The sequence below is a fragment of the Nostoc paludosum FACHB-159 genome (assembly GCF_014698835.1).
Classification (GTDB): domain Bacteria; phylum Cyanobacteriota; class Cyanobacteriia; order Cyanobacteriales; family Nostocaceae; genus Nostoc; species Nostoc paludosum.
In genome coordinates this window covers 1-22,484 of the sequence record NZ_JACJTU010000032.1, presented here as the reverse complement: position 1 = coordinate 22,484, position 22,484 = coordinate 1, and the positions used below count along the sequence as shown (strand labels likewise).

The window sequence follows — 22,484 nt, the reverse complement described above, 5'->3', positions numbered from 1 at the left end:
ATTCAACGGCTGAGGAAAAAATCAAATTATGAACAAAACCTTTGCAACTATCGACGGGAATGAAGCTGTTGCCCGTGTTGCTTACAAATTAAATGAAGCGATCGCCATTTATCCTATCACCCCCTCTTCAGCAATGGGTGAATGGGCAGATGCTTGGTCGGCGGAAGGTCGCCCTAACTTGTGGGGAACTGTTCCCAGCGTTGTGCAGATGCAAAGCGAAGGAGGAGCCGCAGCTGCTGTACACGGAGCATTGCAAACGGGTTCCTTGAGTACCACCTTTACGGCATCTCAGGGATTATTGTTGATGATACCCAACCTCTACAAAATTGCTGGCGAATTAACTAGCGCGACAATTCACGTTGCAGCACGCTCCCTGGCTACTCATGCTTTATCAATTTTTGGCGACCATAGCGACGTAATGGCAACTAGGGCTACTGGTTTTGCCTTATTATGTTCTGCTTCGGTGCAAGAAAGTCAAGACTTTGCTCTCATCGCCCATGCTGCTACCCTAGAGGCGCGGGTCTCATTTATGCATTTCTTTGATGGTTTCCGCACCTCCCATGAAGTGCAGAAAGTCAAATTGCTCTCAGATGATGATTTGCGATCGCTCATCGATGATAATCTAATACTCGCCCACCGCAGCCGCGCCCTCACCCCAGACCGCCCAGTATTGCGGGGTACTGCCCAAAATCCCGATGTCTACTTCCAGTCTCGTGAAGGCGCTAACCCTTACTACAACGCCTGTCCCGAAATTGTGCAGCGAATGATGGACAGGTTTGGAGAACGCACAGGCAGGCATTACCAAATCTATGAATATTATGGCGCTAGGGATGCCGATCGCGTCATCGTTCTCATGGGTTCTGGCTGTGAAACTGTCCATGAAACAGTAGACTATCTCAACGCCCGTGGTGAAAAAGTCGGTGTGGTGAAAGTGCGACTTTATCGCCCCTTTGATGTCCACAGATTTGTGGCAGCATTACCTAGTAGTGTACAAGCGATCGCCGTTCTCGACCGCACCAAAGAACCAGGTAGCGCCGGTGAGCCATTGTATCTCGATGTGGTGGCTGCTATTCATGAAGCATGGGGTATGGGGCATGGGGCATGGGGCATTGGGCATTGGGAGAATGAAAAATTACCTCTTTCCCCTCTGCCTCAAGTAGTTGGTGGTCGCTATGGTCTTTCATCTAAAGAATTTACGCCGGCGATGGTGAAGGGGATTTTCGATAACCTTGCCCAAAGTCAACCGAAAAATCATTTTACTATTGGGATTAATGACGACGTTACTCACACTTCTCTGGACTTTGACCCCAATTTCTCTACAGAATCAAATGGTGTTGTGAGGGCAATGTTCTATGGGTTGGGTTCAGATGGTACAGTTGGCGCTAACAAAAACTCCATCAAGATTATTGGTGAAGAAACTGATAATTATGCCCAGGGTTACTTTGTCTATGATTCTAAGAAATCTGGCTCGATGACCGTTTCTCATTTGCGGTTTGGCAAAGAGCCAATTCGCTCCACTTATTTAATTGACCAAGCTAACTTTATCGGTTGTCATCACTGGGGATTTCTGGAACGCATAGATATTTTAAAAGCTGCTACCCACGGGGCAACTTTTTTGCTGAATAGTCCGTATGATGCAGATAGCGTCTGGGAAAATTTACCGCCAAAGGTACAGCAGCAAATTATTGATAAACAGCTGAAGTTATATGTAATTAATGCCAATCAAGTCGCCCGTGAAAGTGGTATGGGTGGCAGAATTAACACTATCATGCAAGTGTGCTTCTTTGCCTTAGCGGGTGTGTTGCCACAAGAAGAAGCGATCGCTAAAATCAAACAAGCGATCGAAAAGACTTACGGTAAAAAAGGTGCAGAAGTTGTCCGCATGAATTTGCAAGCTGTAGACAACACCTTAGACAACTTACATAAAGTAGATGTCCCACAAACAATCAACAATTTAAAATCCAAAATCCAAAATCCAAAATCCCTAGACTCCGCTCCCGAATTTGTGCAGGAAGTTTTAGGTAAAATCATGATTTGGGAAGGTGACGATTTACCTGTCAGCACATTACCAGCTGACGGCACCTTTCCGGTGGGTACTGCTAAGTGGGAAAAACGTAACGTTGCCCAAGAGATACCTGTGTGGGAGCCGGATGTCTGCGTTCAATGTGGTAAGTGTGTGATGGTTTGTCCCCACAGTGCTATCCGTGCGAAGGCTTATCAAAACGATGAGTTAGTGAATGCACCAGAAACCTTCAAGTCAATTAATGCCAAAGATAAAGACTTTGCCAATCAAAAGTTTACCATTCAGGTAGCTCCAGAAGATTGTACTGGGTGTGCAATTTGTGTAGAAATTTGCCCTGCCAAAAATAAATCTGACCCATTGCGTAAAGCGATTAATATGGCACAACAATTGCCATTGCGGGAACAAGAACAAAAAAATTGGGATTTCTTTTTAAGTTTACCCAATCCTGATAGACGGCAGTTGAAATTAAACCAAATTCGCCAACAACAATTGCAAGAACCTTTATTTGAATTTTCTGGTGCTTGTGCGGGTTGTGGGGAGACACCTTACTTAAAATTATTAACACAATTGTTTGGCGATCGCGCCGTCATCGCCAATGCTACAGGATGTTCCTCAATTTATGGCGGTAACCTCCCCACAACTCCCTGGACAACTAACGCCCAAGGACGCGGTCCTGCATGGTCTAATAATTTATTTGAAGATAACGCCGAATTCGGTTTTGGTTTTCGTTTATCTGTGGATAAACAAGCTGAATTTGCGGCAGAACTGTTGCAACAATTGGAGAGTGGAGCATGGGGCACTTTTACTGAGCGTAGCCGAAGTATAGGGCATGGGGAATTGGGAATACCTCAGGAGTTGATACAGTCTATTCTCAACGCCAAACAAAACACTGAAGCTGACATTTGGGAACAACGAGAACGGGTAGCACTATTAAAACAAAAGCTAGATGAACTATTATCCCATGCCCCATCCCCAATGACGCCACTTGCTCCACTTGGGGAGACCCCAAGACCGCAGTGGCTCCCCCATGCCCAAATCCAAAATCTCAAATCCCTTGCAGATTACTTAGTGAAAAAAAGCGTTTGGATTGTTGGCGGTGACGGTTGGGCTTATGATATTGACTTTGGTGGTATCGACCATGTGTTAGCGAGTGGTCGCAATGTCAATATTTTAGTGATGGATACAGAAGTGTATTCTAATACAGGCGGTCAATCTTCCAAAGCTACGCCACGAGCCGCAGTTGCCAAATTTGCCGCCAGTGGCAAGCCTGCACCAAAGAAAGATTTGGGTATGATTGCCATGACCTACGGAAATGTCTACGTAGCGAGTGTAGCCTTGGGTGCTAGAGATGAACATACCCTCAAGGCATTTTTAGAAGCAGAAGCTTATGATGGGCCATCGTTGATTATTGCTTACAGCCATTGCATCGCCCACGGCATTAATATGACTACAGGGATGAATCATCAAAAAGCTTTGGTAGAATCAGGTCGTTGGTTGTTGTATCGGCATAATCCAGAGTTGCAAAAACAAGGTAAAAATCCCTTGCAATTGGATATGCGATCGCCAACACAATCGGTAGAACATTCCATGTATCAAGAAAATCGCTTCAAAATCCTCGCTAAGAGCAAACCCGAACTTGCCAAGCACTTATTACAACAAGCCCAAGCCGAGGTAAATGCACGTTGGCAGATGTACCAATATCTGGCAAAACGCGAGGTTCTTTGAATATCTGTCCTGATTTTCCTGACAAACAACATTAGTTTTTTCAGAAGGCAGAAGGCAGGAGGCAGAAGGCAGCTATGCAGAAGGCAGCTATGTTACCCACGCTCAAAAGCATGAGATTGAAACAAGGACACCATTAGTCTGTCTGGCGCTGCGCGTCTCGACATAAATCTTTTTTCTTGCTGGGCTTTAAACCCACCCCTGAAGGATTTTTTGTCATCAGGCCTCCTGCCCCCTGCCCCCTGCCCCCTGCCCCCTGCCCCTCTGCCCTAATTCCAATCCTGTTCTTCTTTCTTGCCGCGACTTTTATAAATACCGCCCAAGTCATGTAGTTGACGAGTTTTTTCAAAAAGCTGAGCTTCCGTCAAACCCCACTGCTGCAAGACTTTATCTAAATCTTGTTGAATGTCTCTCGCCCCTGGAAAGCCTTGATAACGAATTCGCAATCTAGCTAATTCTGCTAAATTATATTCTGTCGCTTGTTGAGCGAGTAAAATATCAATAAGGGGGCGATCGCGATTATAAAGAGGGTGCTGTTGATCTTTACCGCCCGTTGCTTCACTCATCGTAATTCCTGAATAATTAAGTTAGGAGTTAGGAGTTAGGAGTTAGGAGTTAGGAGTTAGGAGTTAGGAGTTAGGAGTGCTGAGTCTTAGTTTTTAAGTTTAGCCCAGAGCAGAGGAGCAGAAAAGGCAAAAGAAATCATCTTCTGCACTGAAAAATCAATTGTAAAATTGATGACTCATTACTTAGTCCTAACTCCTAACTCCTCACTCCTAACTCCTCACTTAATTATTAGACGGCAACTACACCTGAGGTCTTACGGCTCTCACCACTGCCAGTCAAATTTAAATAAAGTTACATTAGTCCATAAGAAAATACAAAAATCTTTAGATGAGGGTGAATTTTATATCACCCAAAGTCGAAGCAGCAAGGGAGCAATAACCCGCTATGTTTGAACACTTCACTTCCGAAGCCATTAGAGTAATTATGCTAGCTCAGGAGGAGGCCCGTCGCCTGGGACACAACTTCGTAGGAACTGAACAAATTCTCCTGGGTTTGATGGGAGAAGGAACTGGGGTTGCTGCTAAAGTGTTGGCCGAATTAGGCGTTACTCTAAAAGACGCACGCCGCGAGGTAGAAAAAATTATTGGTAGGGGTTCTGGCTTTGTACCGCCAGAAATTCCTTTTACTCCTAAGGTGAAAAGCCTCTTTGAGCAATCGTTTAAAGAAGCTCATAGTTTGGGACAGAATTACATTAATACTGAACACTTACTTTTAGGATTAACAGAGGCGGGCGAAGGTGTCGCCGCCAAAGTACTCCAAAATCTAGGGGTTGATTTCAAAACTGTCCGCAGTGCGATTATTCGCCGTTTGGGTGAAAATTCACCGGCTTTCGCTGGTGGTGGTAATCAAAAGCGTGCCCAAACGCTAACAATGGAAGAGTTTGGCAGAAATCTGACCAAATTAGCACAAGCAGGTCAACTCGACCCTGTAGTCGGTCGCGAGAAGGAAATTGAGCGTGCTGTCCAAATTCTCGGTCGCCGCACTAAGAATAACCCCGTGTTGATTGGGGAACCAGGAGTTGGTAAAACTGCGATCGCTGAAGGTCTAGCTCAACGTATTGTTAATCAAGATATCCCCGAATCGTTACAAGATAAGCAAGTCATCAGCCTGGATATGGGTTTATTAGTGGCTGGAACTCGCTTCCGTGGCGATTTTGAAGAACGGATCAAAAAAGTAGTAGAAGAAGTCCGTTCTGTAGGCAATATCATCTTGGTGATTGACGAAATTCACACCTTAGTCGGCGCCGGTGGTACAGAAGGCGGCTTGGATGCAGCTAACATCCTCAAACCCGCTTTAGCACGGGGCGAACTCCAGTGCATCGGCGCAACTACCCTCGATGAATATCGTAAGCATATCGAACGCGATGCCGCCCTAGAACGTCGTTTCCAACCGATTATGGTCGGCGAACCATCAGTTGAAGAAACCGTACAAATTCTTTACGGTTTGCGCGGCGCTTACGAACAGCACCACAAAGTCACAATTTCTGACGCGGCAGTGGTAGCAGCAGCCAAGTTGTCAGACCGCTATATTAGCGATCGCTTTTTGCCAGATAAAGCAATAGACTTAATTGATGAAGCTGGCTCCCGCGTTCGCCTGCGGAACTCCCAAAGTTCTACCAATAGAGAACTCAAGCGCGAACTCGCTGGGGTGACCAAAGCCAAAGAAACAGCAGTTAAAGCCCAAGATTTTGATAAAGCTGGACAACTGCGCGACCAAGAATTAGAACTCACAGCAAAACTGCAAAGTGAAATAGCAGAAAGTGAGAAAAATCTCAATACTGCTGTAGTTGACGAAGAAGACATCGCCCAAATCGTGGCTTCTTGGACTGGTGTACCAGTCAACAAGCTGACTGAATCTGAATCAGAGTTGCTTCTGCACTTAGAAGACACTCTCCACCAGCGCCTCATCGGCCAAGAGCAAGCAGTCACATCTGTGTCTCGTGCCATTCGTCGCGCCCGCGTCGGCTTAAAAAATCCCAATCGTCCCATCGCTAGCTTTATCTTTTCTGGCCCCACTGGCGTTGGTAAAACAGAATTAGCTAAGGCGTTGGCTGCCTATTTCTTTGGTTCGGAAGAATCGATGATTCGCTTAGACATGTCCGAATACATGGAAAGCCACACCGTATCCAAATTAATTGGCTCACCTCCTGGTTATGTAGGATACGACGAAGGCGGACAGCTAACTGAGATGGTGCGGCGCAAACCATACACAGTGCTGCTTTTCGACGAAATTGAAAAAGCACACCCCGATGTATTCAATATGCTGCTGCAAATCTTGGATGACGGACAACTAACCGATGCCAAAGGTCGCAAAGTCGATTTCAAGAACACGCTGATCATTTTGACTTCTAACATCGGTTCCAAGGTGATTGAAAAAGGTGGTAATGGTTTAGGCTTTGATTTTGACACCCAAGCCGACGCTAGTTACAACCGCATTCGCAACTTGGTAAATGAAGAACTCAAAGGTTATTTCCGTCCTGAGTTCCTCAACCGTCTTGATGAAATTATCGTCTTCACCCAGCTTTCTAAGGATGAAGTCAAGCAAATTGCTGAGATCATGCTCCGTGATGTTGCTAAGCGCTTAACGGAAAAAGGAATTACTTTAGAAGTTAGCGATCGCTTCAAAGAACGCGTGGTACAAGAAGGCTATAATCCCAGCTATGGCGCTAGACCATTACGCCGAGCAATTATGCGGCTTTTGGAAGATTCTCTCGCCGAAGCCCTGTTGTCAGGTGAAATTGTAGATGGAGACAGAGCGATTGTTGATGTTGATGATGACTCTCAAGTCAGAGTCCAAAAATCAGCAAAAAGAGAGTTGCTATTGGCAAATGTTGGCTAATGTGTTGGCTAATATTTATACCTAATCACTTTTTGCGGTAATATTTTAGGAACACTCTAGCCTCTTGTTTAGGCAGAGGCAAAAACAGGGGCATCTCAGACAAACATCAAGTGAAATGGTATTATATGTTTCACCTCTGGTAGAAATACCAGGGGCTTTTTTTTAGGCATTAATCATAGGGCTTATTGTTTTATTCTCCCTGTTTCCCAGAACTGAAACTGACCGCACAGCAGATTTTTGATTCGGCTTTGTAGCTGTGACACCAAAAGACTTTCTTTGCCTATTGCCTGCTATATACCAACTCCCACCAAAGGCGGGGTTATTTCAAGTTTCCGACGTGGCGATCGCCCTGTCAACAGTTCCACTACATCCATTCCATTACCAATTACACCCGGTACACTCGGATATCCAGCACTCGCCCCTACCAAAAACAAGTTCGGTAATTCCGTGACATATCCCAAACGATTTAAACCAACTTGTTTTGGCACTAATTTTGCACCATAAATATTACCTTGGGGTTGTCCGAGATAAAATTCGCTGGTGGTGGGGGTACCGTAAACTTTCATGCGGGCGTAGTTGTCCACATCTGGAATCAAATCTCGCACGCTTGTCATCATCTGCTGATAAACTTCCCGTTTTCTGGCTTTATAGGCTTTTGGGTCGGTTTTATGCAGAGATTCAAATGGTTCATAGGAACAGACAGTAGCAATCTCTAAAACATGATGTCCTTCTGGCCCCATTCCTGGTTCGCTGGATTTCATCGTCGGACACGAGAGAAAAATCCACGGATGGCTGAGGTCTCCCTGCAATTGTTGTCGATATTCTTTGTTGAGGTTGCCTGTAGGATAATACCAAACATTCCAGTTACCGATGCCGTAGCGTTGAGGATCGAAGCGGCTATCTAAACCCAGGTAAATATTAAAAGCACTAGCTGAGTATTCGTAACGGGTGAGGCGTTGACGTTCTTTGTAACTCAAAGCTTCAAAATCGTGCATCAACTCTACTGTTAATTTGGGGTCGAGGTCGCTGATATAAGCTTTGCTGGCGCGATAGGTAATTCCATCGGCAAGTACGCTATGAACACTGCCGTTGCTAACTTGAATATGGTTAACTGGGCTGGAATACTTAATTACACCTCCACCTGCGGTAATTACATCTGCAATGGTGTTAACAAAATGTTTAAAGTGATGTTTTGGATAGTAAGCGCCTTGTGAGTAGTCCCAAACTAGAGAAGTGTGGGTGAGTAGGGCAATTTCTTCAGGTGGTAGTGCATAGTCGCCACTTTGTCCCGCCAACACTGCTTGTAGTTTAGGCGATAATCTCACATCGTTATATAAATCTTGTAGTGTCCACTTCCGCTTGCAAAATAAATTAAAGTATTTTGGTAACTTCAACCAATCAGATAATTTGCGATCGAACCAGTGTACTTCCTGTACCAAATTGCGAATTTCTTGGTGGAGTTGTTGAATTTCATTGCAATAATGGTTAATTGCGTTAGCTTCTTCTGGAAATGTGGAAAGTAAACGCGATCGCAAATTTTCCCATCCCAAAGGTATTTTAAAATCTACCTCTGGTGTAATGACGCGATCAATACAGTTAGGATCGAGGCTATTAAAGGGTATATCTTGGTCAAGATAGTCGAGAAATTGACCTATGGTCTGTTCAGCACCACATTGAGAAATATAATGAACATCAGCACAAAAACTGTATTCTCCATAATCAAAAGTGTGACAACATCCACCAGGTAAATAATGTTGTTCTAAAACTGCTACTCGATAGCCTTGTCGGGTTAAACAAGCTGCGGCAGAAAGTCCACCCAGTCCGGCTCCTAGAATCACATAATCGAAGATTTCCATCTCAGCTTCCTTTGGCAATATTGATTTATCTTGATTTCGGTGTTATGGTTTTTGATCGCTGTTTTTGACTTGTCAAAATGGCAAAATACTCAGTATTTTTTCATCTAGCTTTGCAGTTTTCACGCTTATGAAAATTAGCTATGGCAGCGAACAGGCAATAGGCAACAGGCAACAGGCTTAAATTTCTGTTGGTGTCGAGGTGTGACGATCGGTTTATGTCCTAATCCAGCTGGCAGCTGCTATAGAATAATCATTCAGTAGAGGGTGTAAGGATTTTTCTCGATGACAGTGGTAATTCGATCATCACCAAATGTTTTGATATTTAGTTGCGGCACTTTTTACCAAACAAATAATTGACATTTAGATGCCCTGAAGGGTGTTTAAAGTAGCCGCATAATCCCGCTGCAAATCTTTTTAGAAAACTTGCACATCATTAGGCGGCGATAATTTAATAATCTAAGCTTTTTTGTTCATCGTCTATGTATTCAGATTATCTAACCTGGCAAGAATTGTTTGACAATGTTTGCTTTTCTTTATAAAAGATCTCTTTAGTTGAAATTAGTGAAAATGATACTTGCTAAATAAGTATAGTAACTAATTAAAAGGATATTCTTGCTAACTTAAAGCCTCAAAAATTACCATTAAATTTGAACTAATCGTCTTTATAATTGCAAGAAACTATAATACTGAATTTACTGTTTTACAGATTACAATTGACCTATGCTCAATGCCCAATTCTCAATGCCCAATTACCCATTTGCACCACTTGTAGGACAACAGCAAGCCATAGAATTGCTCACTCAAGCTGTTAGACAAAACCGGGTTGCTCCAGCTTATTTATTTGTCGGCCCAGATGGTGTAGGTAGGAGTTTAGCAGCCAGGTGCTTTGTGGAATTGCTATTTTCTAGTGGGATGGAAATCACTAGCGCTTTACAAAACCGTTTGCGTCAAGGCAACCACCCGGCTTTATTGTGGGTGCAACCAACTTATCAATACCAAGGACAGCGATTTACAGCAGCACAAGCGGCTGAAAAAGGACTCAAGCGTAAAGCACCACCTGTAATTCGACTAGAACAAATTCGGGAAATAACTGAGTTTCTCAGTCGTCCACCTCTAGAAGCACCAAGGAATGTGGTAGTGCTGGAGGAAGCCCAAACAATGGCAGAAGCAGCGGCGAACGCTTTGCTGAAAACTTTAGAAGAACCAGGACAAGCAACGTTAATTTTAATTGCACCTACAGTTGAGTCTGTGTTGCCAACTTTGGTGTCGCGCTGTCAGCGCATTCCTTTTTATCGCTTAGATGCACAGTCTTTAGCTGTTGTACTTACACAAACAGGTCATCAGGAAATTTTGCAACATCAGGCAGTCTTGAATATAGCAGCTGGCAGTGCGGGAAGTGCGATCGCATCTTACGAGCAATTACAAGCTATTCCCTCGGAATTGCTTGAAGACTTGAAAAAAGCCCCCAAATCCTACCGCAATGCTTTGGAGCTAGCCAAGAAAATTGACAAAGATTTAGATACAGAAGCACAACTATGGTTAGTTGATTATCTTCAGCAATTTTACTGGCAGCAGTGGCATCAAACCAAGGCGATCGAGCAGCTAGAACAAGCTCGTAAATACTTACTTGCTTACGCTCAACCACGGCTAGTTTGGGAATGTTTGTTTTTATATATGTGTAAGAATTAACACTCTATTTATGAGAGCGATCGCCCAATATATTCACAGTTATATAAACTCTAATTCCTGATAACTACCATACCAATGCTAATTTTATGATTATTCACAAGGTGAAGAAGGCAGAAGGCAGAAGGTTGCTCTTGCAGTGTAGGCTTCTCTTCTCTACGAGAGGCTGCGCGAACAGACCTACACTGATTGCAGGACACCAAATCAAAAATTTTGGAGTGGAGCTTAAACCCGTGAGAATCCTTGACCCTTAGATAGCTTGGGCAAGGGGAAAGGGAAAAGGAGGGATCATTCTTTGCCCAATGCCCAATGCCCAATCCCCAATCCCCAATGCCCAATACCTCTTTTATTAATCATTTTTATTTATTGAATTAAAAAAATAATATAATTGTTTCTATACTTGAAAGTCTTTAAAGTGGAGTTAGCCGGTCAACAATCAGTTGATTGTCAAGTTTTTCTTAGCAATAGCTTAGGGAAATAGATTCACTGACTTTGTATATTTAGGTGTGAGTTTAAAATATTACTATTAGGCTTGTGGTAATCTCTAACAAATCAGAATACGCACTTCTAGCCCTGTTAGAGTTGGCAACTTGCTACCCTAACGGTGACGCACTGCAAATCAGAGAGATAGCAGCATTACAAGATATACCGAACCGCTACTTAGAACAACTCCTGGCAACATTAAGGCGTGGAGGTTTGATTAAGAGCATACGCGGAGCCAAAGGTGGCTATGTTTTGGCACGAGATCCCAGGACAATCACAGTACTGGATGCTTTTACTTGCATGGAAGGGTCGGATGCTGTTGTCTCTGCTTGTGAACCGCCTCCCAGCACAGTGGAAGGTGAGCTAATTCAGGAAGTTTGGCAGGAAGCACGTCAAGCTGCTAACTCAGTATTGGAAAAATATACACTTCAAGACCTTTGTGAACGGAGAACAATCCGACAACAGAAGGAACTGATGTATTACATTTAACAGAGTTCAACTACCGAAAAACCAGAAGCATCACTCTGTCATACAGAGGAGTGGGGAAGACAAGGGGAAAAGGTTAAAGGAAAAAGGGATAAATTTAACCTTTACCCATTCCCCATGCCCGATAGCCTATTTAAGCTAGAGTTTTGAAAAATTTGTTATCTCAAATGTGTAACTAGGCATTTTTTATGATGTAATCCTTAGTAAAAGTAATAATGATATAGCCTGTGAGGCTGTTATATGTCTCAAATCAATTCTCAACAACCCGTTAATAATGCTGCTAATGTTGTGGAGAGGTATGCAGCAGGAAAACGAGACTTTAGTAAAGCAGAATTGGGTAATGCTGATTTACAAGGTATTAATTTGAGGGGATCTGACCTCAGCTATGCTGACTTGAGTGAAGCTAATTTGAGGGGTGCTAATTTAAGGGGAACTGATTTGAGCTTTGCCGATCTGAGTCAAGCTAATTTGAGAGATGCCGATCTCAGGGGAGCATTGTTAATGTCTGCTAATCTTCATCAAGCCAATCTCGAAGGAGCGAACCTTGAAAAAGCAGATTACGATCGCAATACCCATTTTCCCGAAAATTTTGACCCAGCCCAAGCAGGTATGCAAATTAAAATTCAAGATTGACTAATTTGAAATTGAGCGATCGCACTTGCCTCAAGATAGAAGATATATTTACCAAAACAATTCTATTTTGGTAAAAAATCGATCTATGAGGTTGAACATGGAGGCGAAGAATACAACCCTCAAGCAAAGGACACCCTTGATTATTGCAGGGATTGTTCTTGGTTTGGGTCTTGGAGGGTTTGTTGATGGTATTTTACTGCATCAGTTACTCCAGTGGCATCACATGTTGAGCAACATTCGACCTCTGACAAATGTTGCTAATGAAGATTTAAATATGATATGGGATGGGTTATTCCATGCTTTCGATTGGGTACTAACTGTAGCAGGAATAATCTTACTATGGCGTGCCGGAGGGCGTGATGATGTTCCTTGGTCATCACAGACCTTTCTTGGTTCAATACTTATTGGTGCTGGGTTATTCGATGTAGTTGAAGGATTAATTGACCATCAAATTCTCGGTATCCATCATGTTAAACCAGGCCCAAATCAATTAGCTTGGGATCTAGGATTTCTTGCATTCGGTGGGCTACTTGCCGTTATCGGCTGGATAATGATAAAAAAAGACTCAATTGAATAGGGGACTGGGGACTGATGACTGGAAAGTCAGGATTTATTCCCCTTATCTCCCTTGTTTCCCTTATCTCCTCCCCACCTCCCCACCTTCCCCATATGGATGCTTTTGAAAAAACTAACTGGAATTGGCAGCTTTCTCAATTTCAACAACAAGTAGGAGAATGGTGGGAATACCAGTTTTACCGCTTGGAGAGGTCTTTGCCAGAATTGCCCGATGGATGGTCAATTAGCCCTTGGGTAGGTGAGTTACTGAAATTTCTGTTTTGGGTGATATTAGGCTTATTTGTAGCTTGGGTAGCTTGGCGATTATGGCGAGAATTCAGCCCCTACTTATATTCTTGGCTGAGTAGGGGACGAAATTTTACTGATTTTGGTGTAAAAAATAACTCTAATGAGTCATCCATTGGCGTTTTGTTAGAGCGATCGCAAAAATTTTACCGTCAAGGTAATTACCGTGAAGCTTGCCGTTGTCTTTATTTAGCGATGTTACAGCATTTGCATCAGCAAGCGATCGCACCTCATAAAAAAAGCCGTACAGATGGAGAATATCTACAATTATTGCGATCGTCAGTGAGTCCCATACAGCCCTATGAAACTTTAATTACCACTCACGAACAATTATGTTTTGGTAATGCTGAGATTCTACCAGACAACTACGAGCAGTGTCGGCAAGCTTACCGGGAAATTTCGTCAGAATGAAAATGCATTACTCCCTTCTTTTTTTTATTGGAAGTCCAAAGCGAAAATAATTAAACAACCCCTTCTCCACCAACAAAGAAGAAGGGGTTGTTAACTTCTACCTACATCCTAAAGATTCACGCGTATCCACACCAGTTTTAGAATTGACACCACTCGCCTTTGTACAGAGCTTTTTCACTTGTGTTCCATCTAAAACTGCATTCGTAAAATCAGCGCCAGTAATATCGACATTATCAAATGTAGAGCGCAGCATCATTGCATCGCTCAAGACTGCATCACCTAAATCAGCGTTCTTAAATCTTGCCAAGTAGGCTATGCCATTACTAAAATCTGCACCATGCAGATTCACTCCCTCTAACACAGTACCATTAAACACAACACCGCGTAAGTCGGCATTGCTAAAGTTAGCATTTTCTAAATCGACATTGGTAAATTCAGTGCCAATTAAACTTTGGCCAGAGTAATCTTTGCTCTGAAAGTCCTCTCCAGCAGAACGGGTAATGCTGGAAGAACTTGCAGCTTGCGCCGAGAGGGGAAAAACAAAAAGAGCTATAGCTAAGACAAAGCTAGCTAGTATTTGCGGATACTTCATAATGTTAAATTAACAAATCTCAACATTTCCACCATTAACTATTAAACCTCAGTAGAGAGTGCTGAGTTAGGAGTTGGGAGTGGTGAATTCTGAATTCTATGTTCTGATTGCCGAGGCTTTTGTTACGTTAAACTATTCTCTCAAACAGGAAAGCATCTCGTAGGATAGAGAGATGTTGAGGTGCGATCGCATAAATACCTGTGGTTAATCAAGAAGATAACGCCCAATCATTGGCGCGGACTGTTTTATATCAATTGGGTGTGGAACTCAAAGCACGCTTTACCAGCTTTGGTGGTTGGGAAATGCCCGTACAATTTAGTGGGATTAGCCGCGAACATGAAGCTGTAAGAAATACAGCTGGCATGTTCGATATTTCCCACATGGGTAAATTTACTCTCCAAGGTAAAAACCTCATATCCCAACTCCAGTCTTTGGTACCTTCAGACTTAAGTCGGTTGCAACCTGGTCAAGCACAATACACTGTCTTGTTAAATCCCCAAGGGGGAATTATTGACGACATTATTGTTTATTATCAAGGTGAAGATACCACTGGTACGCAAAAGGCATTCATTATAGTCAATGCGGCAACTACTGGCAAAGACAAAGCATGGCTATTGCAACACCTTGAGCCAAATGAAGTGCAATTCCAAGACCTTTCACCAGAAAAATCCTTAATTGCCGTGCAAGGGCCAAAAGCGATTAAATATCTCCAACCCATAGTAGAGGAAGACTTACAACCAATCAAAGCATTTGGTCACCTCCAAGCAACAGTATTGGGTAAACCAGCCTTCATAGCCCGTACAGGCTACACCGGAGAGGATGGATTTGAGGTGATGGTAGATCTTGATGTGGCAGTAGAATTGTGGCAAAGTCTTTATAATGCTGGCGTTATCCCCTGTGGACTCGGTGCGAGAGATACCCTGCGGCTAGAAGCAGCAATGGCACTTTATGGGCAAGACATCGACGACACCACCACACCTTTAGAAGCAGGTTTGGGCTGGCTAGTTCACCTAGACACCAAAGGCGATTTTATTGGTCGAGCAGTTTTAGAACAGCAAAAAGCTGCTGGAGTGCAGCGCCGCTTGGTAGGTTTGCAAACCCAAGGACGTAACATTGCTCGTCATGGCTACCAAATTCTCTCAGCAGGTAAAGTTGTGGGAGAAGTCACCAGTGGTACTTTGTCGCCTACACTTAGTTATCCCATTGCCTTAGCCTACGTTCCCACCAAGCTAGCAACTGTTGGTCAACAACTAGAAGTTGAGATTCGCGGCAAAGCTTATCCAGCAGTTGTGGTGAAACGTCCCTTCTATCGCTCAAAAAATCGTGTCGCTAACTGATAAGTGCTGAGGTTTTTGAGGAATAATGTGTTTTCAGTGGTGCCGAGTTCCGAGTACCAAGTAAAGAAGTGAAAATCACATTTTTTCACTCATTGCTTGGCACCACTTGTGTGAGTTACTCAATCTACAGCAAGGTTCATTATTGAATATGGCGAGTATGACTGTTAAGGCAAAAAATTGTTCGACAAGGGAGAGGAAGTGATATGTCTTTTGAATATCCTCAAGATTTTAGATACTTAGATTCTCATGAATACGTGCGACTAGATGGCGATATTGCCACCATTGGTATTACAGAGTTTGCCGTCAATGAATTGGGCGATATCGTGTTTTTGGAACTGCCAGAAATTGGTGATTTAGTGACAAAAGGAGATACATTTGGCACTATTGAATCAGTAAAAGCCGTTGAAGAATTAAATTCACCTGTGACTGGCACAGTCGTAGAACGCAACGATCCTTTAATTGAAGACCCCGAACAAGTATCAGATGACCCCTACGGTGAAGGATGGTTTTTAAAAGTGCGTGTCGATGACCTTGATGAAGTAAATGATGCCTTGACTGCCGATGAATACCGCGCTCAGGTAGAAGGGGAGTAGGCAAAGGAGCAGGGGAGCAGGGGAGCAGGGGAGAAGTGACAATAGTATTTCCCCTCTGCCCCTCTGCCTCTTCCCATGCCCGATACCCCACTCTTAGTAAAATTAAGTTATCAAATTTAAATAAATTGATAAATTACACTCACTTGTTATCAGTATTTGTTGCAAAATATTATTAATATACTATCATCTGGAGAGTAATTTGTGGTATCAAATCTCCCTATTTTCAAGTCTAGCGATCGCCATCTGCAAAACGAAACAAGTCAAAAGTTAAGTAATTTTGCACCAAGACACATTGGCCCCAACTTTGATGACATCCAGCAAATGCTTGAAGTCTTGGGGTTTTCTAGTTTAGATGACCTCATCGACCAAACAGTACCCCAGGCAATTCGGGTCAAGCAAGCGCTAAACTTACCAGAAGCAGAAAGTGAATACGCAGCACTGGGATTGTTAAAAAAAGTTGCTAGCAACAACCAAGTTTTCCGTTCATATATTGGTATGGGATATTATGACAGTATTACCCCTCCAGTAATTGCACGTAATATCCTAGAAAACCCCGGTTGGTATACTGCTTACACTCCTTACCAGCCAGAAATTGCCCAAGGAAGATTGGAAGCACTGTTGAATTTTCAAACTCTGATTATCGACCTTACAGGTTTGGAAATTGCCAACGCTTCGTTACTCGATGAAGCCACAGCCGCCGCAGAAGCCATGAGCCTCAGCTATGGCGTTTCTAAAAATAAGGCAAATAGCTATTTTGTTTCTCGTGACTGCCATCCCCAAACCATTGATGTGTTGCAGACTCGCGCTCAACCATTGGGGATTAAAATCATTGTCGGCGACCATCAAACATTTGATTTTGAGGAACCGATTTTTGGTGCCCTTCTGCAATACCCGGCAAGTGATGGCACCATTTACGATTACCGCGCTTTTATTGAAAAAGCCCATGCTCAGGGTGCATTGGTGACGGTAGCAGCAGATCCCTTAAGTTTAACTTTACTTACCCCTCCTGGGGAATTTGGCGCTGATATTGCTGTGGGTAGCACCCAACGTTTTGGTATACCCTTGGGCTTTGGGGGGCCTCACGCGGCGTATTTTGCTACTAAGGAAGAGTATAAGCGATCGGTTCCAGGGCGAATCGTCGGGGTATCAAAAGATGCTCTAGGAAAACCTGCATTGCGTCTGGCTTTACAAACCCGCGAACAACATATCCGCCGTGAAAAAGCGACTAGTAATATCTGCACAGCACAGGTGCTACTAGCGGTGATGGCGAGTATGTACGCTGTCTATCACGGGCCAGAGGGACTCAAGCAAATTGCCGAAAATATCCACTCCTTGACGGTGTTGCTGGCAGAAGGACTCAAGCGTTTAGGTTATAAAATCAGTTCCGAACATTTCTTTGATACGCTGCGAGTAGAACTGGGAAGCCACAATTTAGAAGATATTGTGGCAGCCTCCGAACAACTTCAAATTAACTTGCGGATTTTTGATGAAACTGCTGTTGGTATTTCGCTGAATGAAACTACCACAGTAGATGATGTGCTTGACATCTTGGCAATTTTCGCAGGTAACAAAGAACTACCTTTCACCTTAGAAGAATGGTTTTCTCCCCATCTCCCCATCTCCCCATCTCCCCATCTCCCCTTCCCTCGTCAAAGCAGTTACCTAACTCATCCAGTATTTAACCGCTATCACTCAGAAACAGAGTTATTGCGCTATCTTCACAGGCTAGAAAGCAAGGACTTGTCGCTAACAACATCGATGATTCCTTTGGGTTCCTGCACAATGAAGTTAAATGCAACTGCTGAGATGATTCCGGTAACTTGGGAAGAATTTGGCAAGATTCATCCTTTTGCCCCACCATCCCAAACGCAAGGTTATCAAATCCTGTTTCAACAGCTTGAAGCGTGGTTAGCTGAAATTACTGGTTTTGCCGGAATTTCTCTGCAACCAAACGCGGGTTCCCAAGGTGAATACGCCGGACTTTTAGTAATTCGCCAATATCATCAAAACCGTGGTGAAGAACACCGCAACGTCTGTTTGATTCCCACCTCAGCACACGGAACAAACCCAGCTAGTGCGGTGATGTGCGGCATGAAGGTAGTGGCAGTTGCCTGCGACTCTCAAGGTAACATTGACGTTGACGACCTGAAAGCTAAAGCTGAAAAGCACAAGTCAGAACTCGCCGCCTTAATGGTGACATATCCCTCGACTCACGGTGTTTTTGAGGAGTCAATTAAGGAAATCTGTGCAATTGTTCATACCTACGGCGGACAAGTTTACATGGATGGGGCAAATATGAACGCCCAAGTCGGAATTTGCCGTCCTGGGGATATTGGCGCGGATGTTTGTCACTTAAATTTGCACAAAACTTTCTGTATTCCTCACGGTGGCGGCGGCCCTGGTATGGGGCCTATTGGCGTTGCGTCTCATCTCGTACCGTTCCTACCCGGACATCCTGTTGTCACTATCGACAAGTCAGCCGGAAAATCTCATCTTGGTGCTGTGGCGGCTGCACCTTGGGGTAGTGCGAGTATTTTGGTGATTTCTTGGATGTACATTGCCATGATGGGTACGGCTGGTTTAACCCAAGCAACGAAGGTGGCAATTCTCAATGCTAACTACATCGCCAAGCGACTTGAATCTTACTATCCCGTTTTATATCAAGGGAAAAATGGTTTAGTTGCCCATGAATGTATTTTAGATTTACGATCGCTCAAAAAATCTGCGGCGATCGAAATCGATGATGTTGCCAAGCGTTTAATAGATTATGGTTTCCATGCGCCGACTGTTTCCTGGCCTGTGGGGGGTACAATCATGGTGGAACCAACAGAAAGCGAATCTAAACAAGAGTTAGATCGTTTTTGTGATGCCTTGATTGCTATTCGCCAAGAAATTGCCGAAATAGAATCAGGCAAAGCAGATATCCAAGATAATCTTTTAAAGAACGCACCCCATACTGCTGAAAGTTTGCTTAGTGGAGAATGGGATCATCCTTATTCTCGCGAACAAGCTGCCTACCCTGCGCCTTGGACGCGCGAACATAAATTCTGGCCTGTTGTCAGCCGCATTGATGCAGCCTTTGGCGATAGGAATTTTGTTTGTTCTTGTCTGCCAATGGATGCTTATTCTTCGTAAAATCATACACTTTAGTTAAAATTTGCTCCCCCCAACTTTCGTTTACAGAAAGTTGGGGGGATTTTTTTAGAATAAACTCTCTCGCTGTGGCTGGGCGCTTCTGCTTGAGATAAAAATATTTACATACCACTTTTCGGTTAGTAGAATACAGACCTAACCTCCAGCCCCTTCCCTACTAGCGTTGGGGAGTAACATTCAAAGCCTCTCTGCTTTTAGGAGAGAAGCTTATTAACCAGGATTTTACCCCACCCTAACCCTCCCCTTGGAAAGGGGAGGGAACTAGATTTCTTTTTCCCCCCTTTCCAAGGGGGGATTAAGGGGGGTAATTCGGCTTGTGTCTACACCGTAGCCTTTTAGGAGAAAGTCAAAGTGTATTGCATCCAAACGAGAATCGCTATAGTTGAGCCTCAGAAGGTCAAAGTCGAGCCTCAGAAGGTCAAAGTCGAGCCTCAGAAGGTCAACGTCGAGCTTCAGAAGGTCAACGTCGAGCCTCAGAAGGTCAACGTCGAGCCTCAGAAGGTCAAAGTTGAGCCTCAGAAGGTCAACGTCGAGCCTCAGAAGGTCAACGTTGAGCCTCGGAAGGTCAACGTCGAGCCTCGGAAGGTCAACGTCGAGCCTCGGAAGGTCAAAGTTGAGCCTCGGAAGGTCAAAGTTGAGCTTTGTAACTCGAAATAGCTAGGCAATATCTACAAAGGCTACGTCTACGTGCTTTGGCAATGAGTGTGAGAATTGAAGCGCAAAGGCGCAGTATTTCGACTTCGCTCAATAACCGGGCGCGGAGGAAGAGTTTGAGAGGGTGCGTTAGCGCAGTTTACCAAAGGTATCGCTATTATATGTGTGTATTTGCTTAATTTTGGCATCTGTCGTTAGGATAAGTTACAGGTGTAAAAATTATTTCTACTGCTAGCGAAGATGAATATTGACCCTGTAGTTAATGTACTTAAAAGTATTGCTAAACCTGCGGCTTCTCTAGTTATTAATCAAGCTCAACGCAATGAAACTGTAGTTAGAACTTTAAAACAATTCAATTTTGACCCAGTACAACCGCCTAAAGATGTTGATGGTGTTTATGTTTATTCTTTAATTGAGTATGGTGTAGATAAACCCGAAGTACTGCTGAATCTTTTTCGAGAAAGAGAAATTAAAAATGCTTTTTGGAGTGCTTATACTTCAAACGATCCTTTAGGTTTTTACAACGAAGTACAAAAGTTTTTGCAGGGGAAAGATTCAGAATTTGATATCCGATTGATGAAAATTGAACTGCGATCGGAGTTGGAGGAGTTTGGGGAAATATTTATTAAAGTTGCTAAAAGAAGCAAATCAATAGAGTTTCAGCCTTTCCCTAAATGGAATTTAGACGAGTATCCAACAGAATTTAAGTCGTTAATTAGAGAAAAAATTCGCTCGTTTTGTGGTCGTCAGTTTGTTTTTGACGCATTTAAGCAATTTTGCAATAAAAATCGCAGTGGTTATTTTACAGTAGTGGGTGATGCGGGGATGGGGAAGAGTACCATTGCTGCTAAATACGTCTGGGACAATAAATCGCCATGCTATTTTAATATTCGCCAAACTAGTAGCAATCGAGCCGAGCTATTTCTTGAAAGTATTCGCCAGCAATTAACTAAGCGTTACCAGTTGCAGAATGTCGAGAAGGCTAATTTAGCTGATTTACTAGAACAAGTTAGTAAAAAAATTCCTGTTAGCGAACGTCTGGTAATTGTAGTTGATGCTTTGGATGAAGTGGAGCAAGAAGCTGGGGGAAATCTTTTAGATTTACCAACCGCGCTACCAGAACGTGTCTATTTTCTGCTGACTAGACGACCATATACTATAGATAAAAAACGCTTGTCTGCACCAGATGTCCCGATGGAGGAGCTAGATTTAAGGGCAAATGACTATGTTAATTTGAGCCGTGAAGATATCAAAGAGTATATTAGGTTATTTTTGAAGGTCGATGAAGACCATAAGAAGGCACTTGGACAATGGATTCAAGACCGCAAAATTGATGAGGATGATTTTGTTGAGCAGGTAGCAACTAAGAGTGAAAATAATTTCATGTACCTGCGCTATGTCTTGCCAGGAATTGCTAAAGGTGACTATCAAGACCTGAGTTTAAAGCAATTACCTCATGGTCTGCAAGAATATTATCAAATCCATTGGCAGCGTATGGGGATGGAAGAAAAACCCCAAGAAGCAAAGGTATTTATTCTGTTTATCTTAGTAAGGATTGGGCCAATTTCCGGTGAAATGATTGGTTCAATCGCTAAACAGGAGCAACATGATGTGGAATTAATTTTAAAAGAATGGGTTGAATATTTAAAGGAGCAGAATATAGAGGAACAGATATGCTACGGCATCTATCATGCAAGTTTCCTCGACTTCCTAACAAAGAAAACGCTTTTAGATGAAAAGCGAAAGTTATTTAAAGAAGTTCTTGAAAGTATTAACGCCTACTATGAGCAGGAGACAGCATGAGATGGGCAAACTTGCTGAAAAATTAGCGGCAATGAAGCCCGACTACCGACGCAGTTTTCTAAAAAATTATGCATCACTTCAGGTGGAATTGGAAAACTTAGAGAAGTATTACGCAATACTGACTAATTTTGATTTCATCACTGCCAAGATTAACCATCCTGAATTCGGAGTGCAGCCACTAATTGACGATTATGATTTGATTGATAGTGAAGAGACATTAAATTACTCAGAATACAACTTTGAGAAAGTAAAAATTCTGAAATTGATTCAAGGGGCATTAAGACTGTCAGCGCATGTTTTAGTAACAGATAAGCAACAATTAGCGAGTCAATTGCACGGAAGATTACTAAATCAGCAAATGCCAGAAAAGATTCAGGCATTATTAGCACAAATAAAGCAAAAGACAACTACTTCGTGGCTTTGTCCCTTGACCCCAAGCTTAACACCACCAGGGGGACGCTTACTCCGCACCCTCAAAGGTCATAGTGACTCGGTAAATGCCGTCGCCGTCACCCCCAATGGGCAACAGGTGATTTCTGCCTCATGGGACAAGACCCTCAAAGTCTGGAATCTGGCAACAGGGGAGGAACTATTCACCCTCAAAGGTCATAGTGACTCGGTAAATGCCGTCGCCGTCACCCCCAATGGGCAACAGGTGATTTCTGCCTCATGGGACAAGACCCTCAAAGTCTGGAATCTGGCAACAGGGGAGGAACTATTCACCCTCAAAGGTCATAGTTACTCGGTAAATGCCGTCGCCGTCACCCCCAATGGGCAACAGGTGAT

At 43.4% G+C, this 22,484-nt stretch carries 15 protein-coding genes and 1 pseudogene; 13 read left to right on the top strand and 3 right to left on the bottom strand.

All coding sequences use genetic code 11. The annotated features are described in order from the left end of the window. Window positions 1-28 precede the first annotated feature (28 nt). Window positions 29-3,748, top strand: a complete 3,720-nt coding sequence (nifJ, locus tag H6H03_RS26470; RefSeq protein ID WP_190958035.1) for a pyruvate:ferredoxin (flavodoxin) oxidoreductase — start codon at window positions 29-31, stop codon at window positions 3,746-3,748. A 266-nt stretch (window positions 3,749-4,014) separates the two neighbouring features. On the opposite strand, the gene H6H03_RS26465 is transcribed toward nifJ, so the two are convergent. Beyond that, window positions 4,015-4,311 carry a DUF3288 family protein gene (locus H6H03_RS26465; protein ID WP_190958034.1) on the bottom strand — a complete coding sequence of 99 codons (297 nt, stop codon included), beginning with the start codon at window positions 4,309-4,311 and terminating at the stop codon, window positions 4,015-4,017. 385 nt (window positions 4,312-4,696) lie between these two features. Here H6H03_RS26465 and H6H03_RS26460 point away from each other — a divergent pair, with 385 nt between their 5' ends. Next, window positions 4,697-7,150 (top strand): ATP-dependent Clp protease ATP-binding subunit, encoded by a 2,454-nt coding sequence (locus tag H6H03_RS26460; RefSeq protein WP_190958033.1) that lies wholly within the window; start codon window positions 4,697-4,699, stop codon window positions 7,148-7,150. A gap of 290 nt (window positions 7,151-7,440) precedes the next feature. On the opposite strand, the gene H6H03_RS26455 is transcribed toward H6H03_RS26460, so the two are convergent. Further along, window positions 7,441-9,006: a phytoene desaturase family protein gene (locus H6H03_RS26455; RefSeq protein WP_190958032.1), complete on the bottom strand. Its 1,566-nt coding sequence runs from the start codon at window positions 9,004-9,006 to the stop codon at window positions 7,441-7,443. A gap of 741 nt (window positions 9,007-9,747) precedes the next feature. Here H6H03_RS26455 and H6H03_RS26450 point away from each other — a divergent pair. The 5 genes from H6H03_RS26450 to H6H03_RS26430 all read left to right on the top strand — a co-directional run bounded on the left by H6H03_RS26450 (window position 9,748) and on the right by H6H03_RS26430 (window position 13,566). After that, window positions 9,748-10,695 carry a DNA polymerase III subunit delta' gene (locus H6H03_RS26450; RefSeq protein WP_190958031.1) on the top strand — a complete coding sequence of 316 codons (948 nt, stop codon included), beginning with the start codon at window positions 9,748-9,750 and terminating at the stop codon, window positions 10,693-10,695. Window positions 10,696-11,226: 531 nt separating this feature from the next. Then, window positions 11,227-11,664 carry an RrF2 family transcriptional regulator gene (locus H6H03_RS26445; protein ID WP_190958030.1) on the top strand — a complete coding sequence of 146 codons (438 nt, stop codon included), beginning with the start codon at window positions 11,227-11,229 and terminating at the stop codon, window positions 11,662-11,664. A gap of 237 nt (window positions 11,665-11,901) precedes the next feature. Next, window positions 11,902-12,294: a pentapeptide repeat-containing protein gene (locus H6H03_RS26440; RefSeq protein ID WP_190958029.1), complete on the top strand. Its 393-nt coding sequence runs from the start codon at window positions 11,902-11,904 to the stop codon at window positions 12,292-12,294. A gap of 97 nt (window positions 12,295-12,391) precedes the next feature. After that, on the top strand, window positions 12,392-12,871 hold the full coding sequence (locus H6H03_RS26435; RefSeq protein ID WP_190958028.1) for a DUF2243 domain-containing protein: 480 nt from the start codon (window positions 12,392-12,394) through the stop codon (window positions 12,869-12,871). 92 nt (window positions 12,872-12,963) lie between these two features. Further along, window positions 12,964-13,566 (top strand): DUF4129 domain-containing protein, encoded by a 603-nt coding sequence (locus H6H03_RS26430; RefSeq protein ID WP_190958075.1) that lies wholly within the window; start codon window positions 12,964-12,966, stop codon window positions 13,564-13,566. Window positions 13,567-13,663: 97 nt separating this feature from the next. Here H6H03_RS26430 and H6H03_RS26425 read toward each other — a convergent pair whose 3' ends face one another. After that, entirely contained in the window at window positions 13,664-14,158 is a 495-nt protein-coding gene (locus H6H03_RS26425) for a pentapeptide repeat-containing protein (RefSeq protein WP_190958027.1), read from the bottom strand. Window positions 14,159-14,358: 200 nt separating this feature from the next. Between H6H03_RS26425 and gcvT the strand changes: the two genes are divergently transcribed. From gcvT to H6H03_RS26395, 6 genes and pseudogenes are all read left to right on the top strand, one after another. Beyond that, on the top strand, window positions 14,359-15,495 hold the full coding sequence (gene gcvT, locus H6H03_RS26420; protein ID WP_190958026.1) for a glycine cleavage system aminomethyltransferase GcvT: 1,137 nt from the start codon (window positions 14,359-14,361) through the stop codon (window positions 15,493-15,495). Between the two features lie 203 nt (window positions 15,496-15,698). Then, the gene (gene gcvH, locus H6H03_RS26415) at window positions 15,699-16,088 is read left to right on the top strand and encodes a glycine cleavage system protein GcvH (RefSeq protein WP_190958025.1); all 390 of its coding nucleotides are present in this window, start codon (window positions 15,699-15,701) and stop codon (window positions 16,086-16,088) included. A gap of 201 nt (window positions 16,089-16,289) precedes the next feature. Next, on the top strand, window positions 16,290-19,223 hold the full coding sequence (gcvP, locus tag H6H03_RS26410) for an aminomethyl-transferring glycine dehydrogenase (RefSeq protein ID WP_190958024.1): 2,934 nt from the start codon (window positions 16,290-16,292) through the stop codon (window positions 19,221-19,223). A gap of 369 nt (window positions 19,224-19,592) precedes the next feature. Continuing rightward, on the top strand, window positions 19,593-19,898 hold the full coding sequence (locus H6H03_RS26405) for a hypothetical protein (protein WP_190958023.1): 306 nt from the start codon (window positions 19,593-19,595) through the stop codon (window positions 19,896-19,898). A 237-nt stretch (window positions 19,899-20,135) separates the two neighbouring features. Further along, window positions 20,136-21,698: a P-loop NTPase fold protein gene (locus tag H6H03_RS26400; RefSeq protein ID WP_190958022.1), complete on the top strand. Its 1,563-nt coding sequence runs from the start codon at window positions 20,136-20,138 to the stop codon at window positions 21,696-21,698. Window position 21,699: 1 nt separating this feature from the next. Continuing rightward, window positions 21,700-22,484 (top strand): annotated as a pseudogene (locus tag H6H03_RS26395) (hypothetical protein); the annotation flags it as partial.

Bases quoted from the DNA above. Each gene is read 5' to 3' on its own strand.
- nifJ (WP_190958035.1), top strand. From the start codon at position 29: ATGAACAAAACCTTTGCAACTATCGACGGGAATGAAGCTGTTGCCCGT.
- H6H03_RS26465 (WP_190958034.1), bottom strand. From the start codon at position 4,311: ATGAGTGAAGCAACGGGCGGTAAAGATCAACAGCACCCTCTTTATAAT.
- H6H03_RS26460 (WP_190958033.1), top strand. From the start codon at position 4,697: ATGTTTGAACACTTCACTTCCGAAGCCATTAGAGTAATTATGCTAGCT.
- H6H03_RS26455 (WP_190958032.1), bottom strand. From the start codon at position 9,006: ATGGAAATCTTCGATTATGTGATTCTAGGAGCCGGACTGGGTGGACTT.
- H6H03_RS26450 (WP_190958031.1), top strand. From the start codon at position 9,748: ATGCCCAATTACCCATTTGCACCACTTGTAGGACAACAGCAAGCCATA.
- H6H03_RS26440 (WP_190958029.1), top strand. From the start codon at position 11,902: ATGTCTCAAATCAATTCTCAACAACCCGTTAATAATGCTGCTAATGTT.
- H6H03_RS26435 (WP_190958028.1), top strand. From the start codon at position 12,392: ATGGAGGCGAAGAATACAACCCTCAAGCAAAGGACACCCTTGATTATT.
- H6H03_RS26430 (WP_190958075.1), top strand. From the start codon at position 12,964: ATGGATGCTTTTGAAAAAACTAACTGGAATTGGCAGCTTTCTCAATTT.
- H6H03_RS26425 (WP_190958027.1), bottom strand. From the start codon at position 14,158: ATGAAGTATCCGCAAATACTAGCTAGCTTTGTCTTAGCTATAGCTCTT.
- gcvH (WP_190958025.1), top strand. From the start codon at position 15,699: ATGTCTTTTGAATATCCTCAAGATTTTAGATACTTAGATTCTCATGAA.
- H6H03_RS26400 (WP_190958022.1), top strand. From the start codon at position 20,136: ATGAATATTGACCCTGTAGTTAATGTACTTAAAAGTATTGCTAAACCT.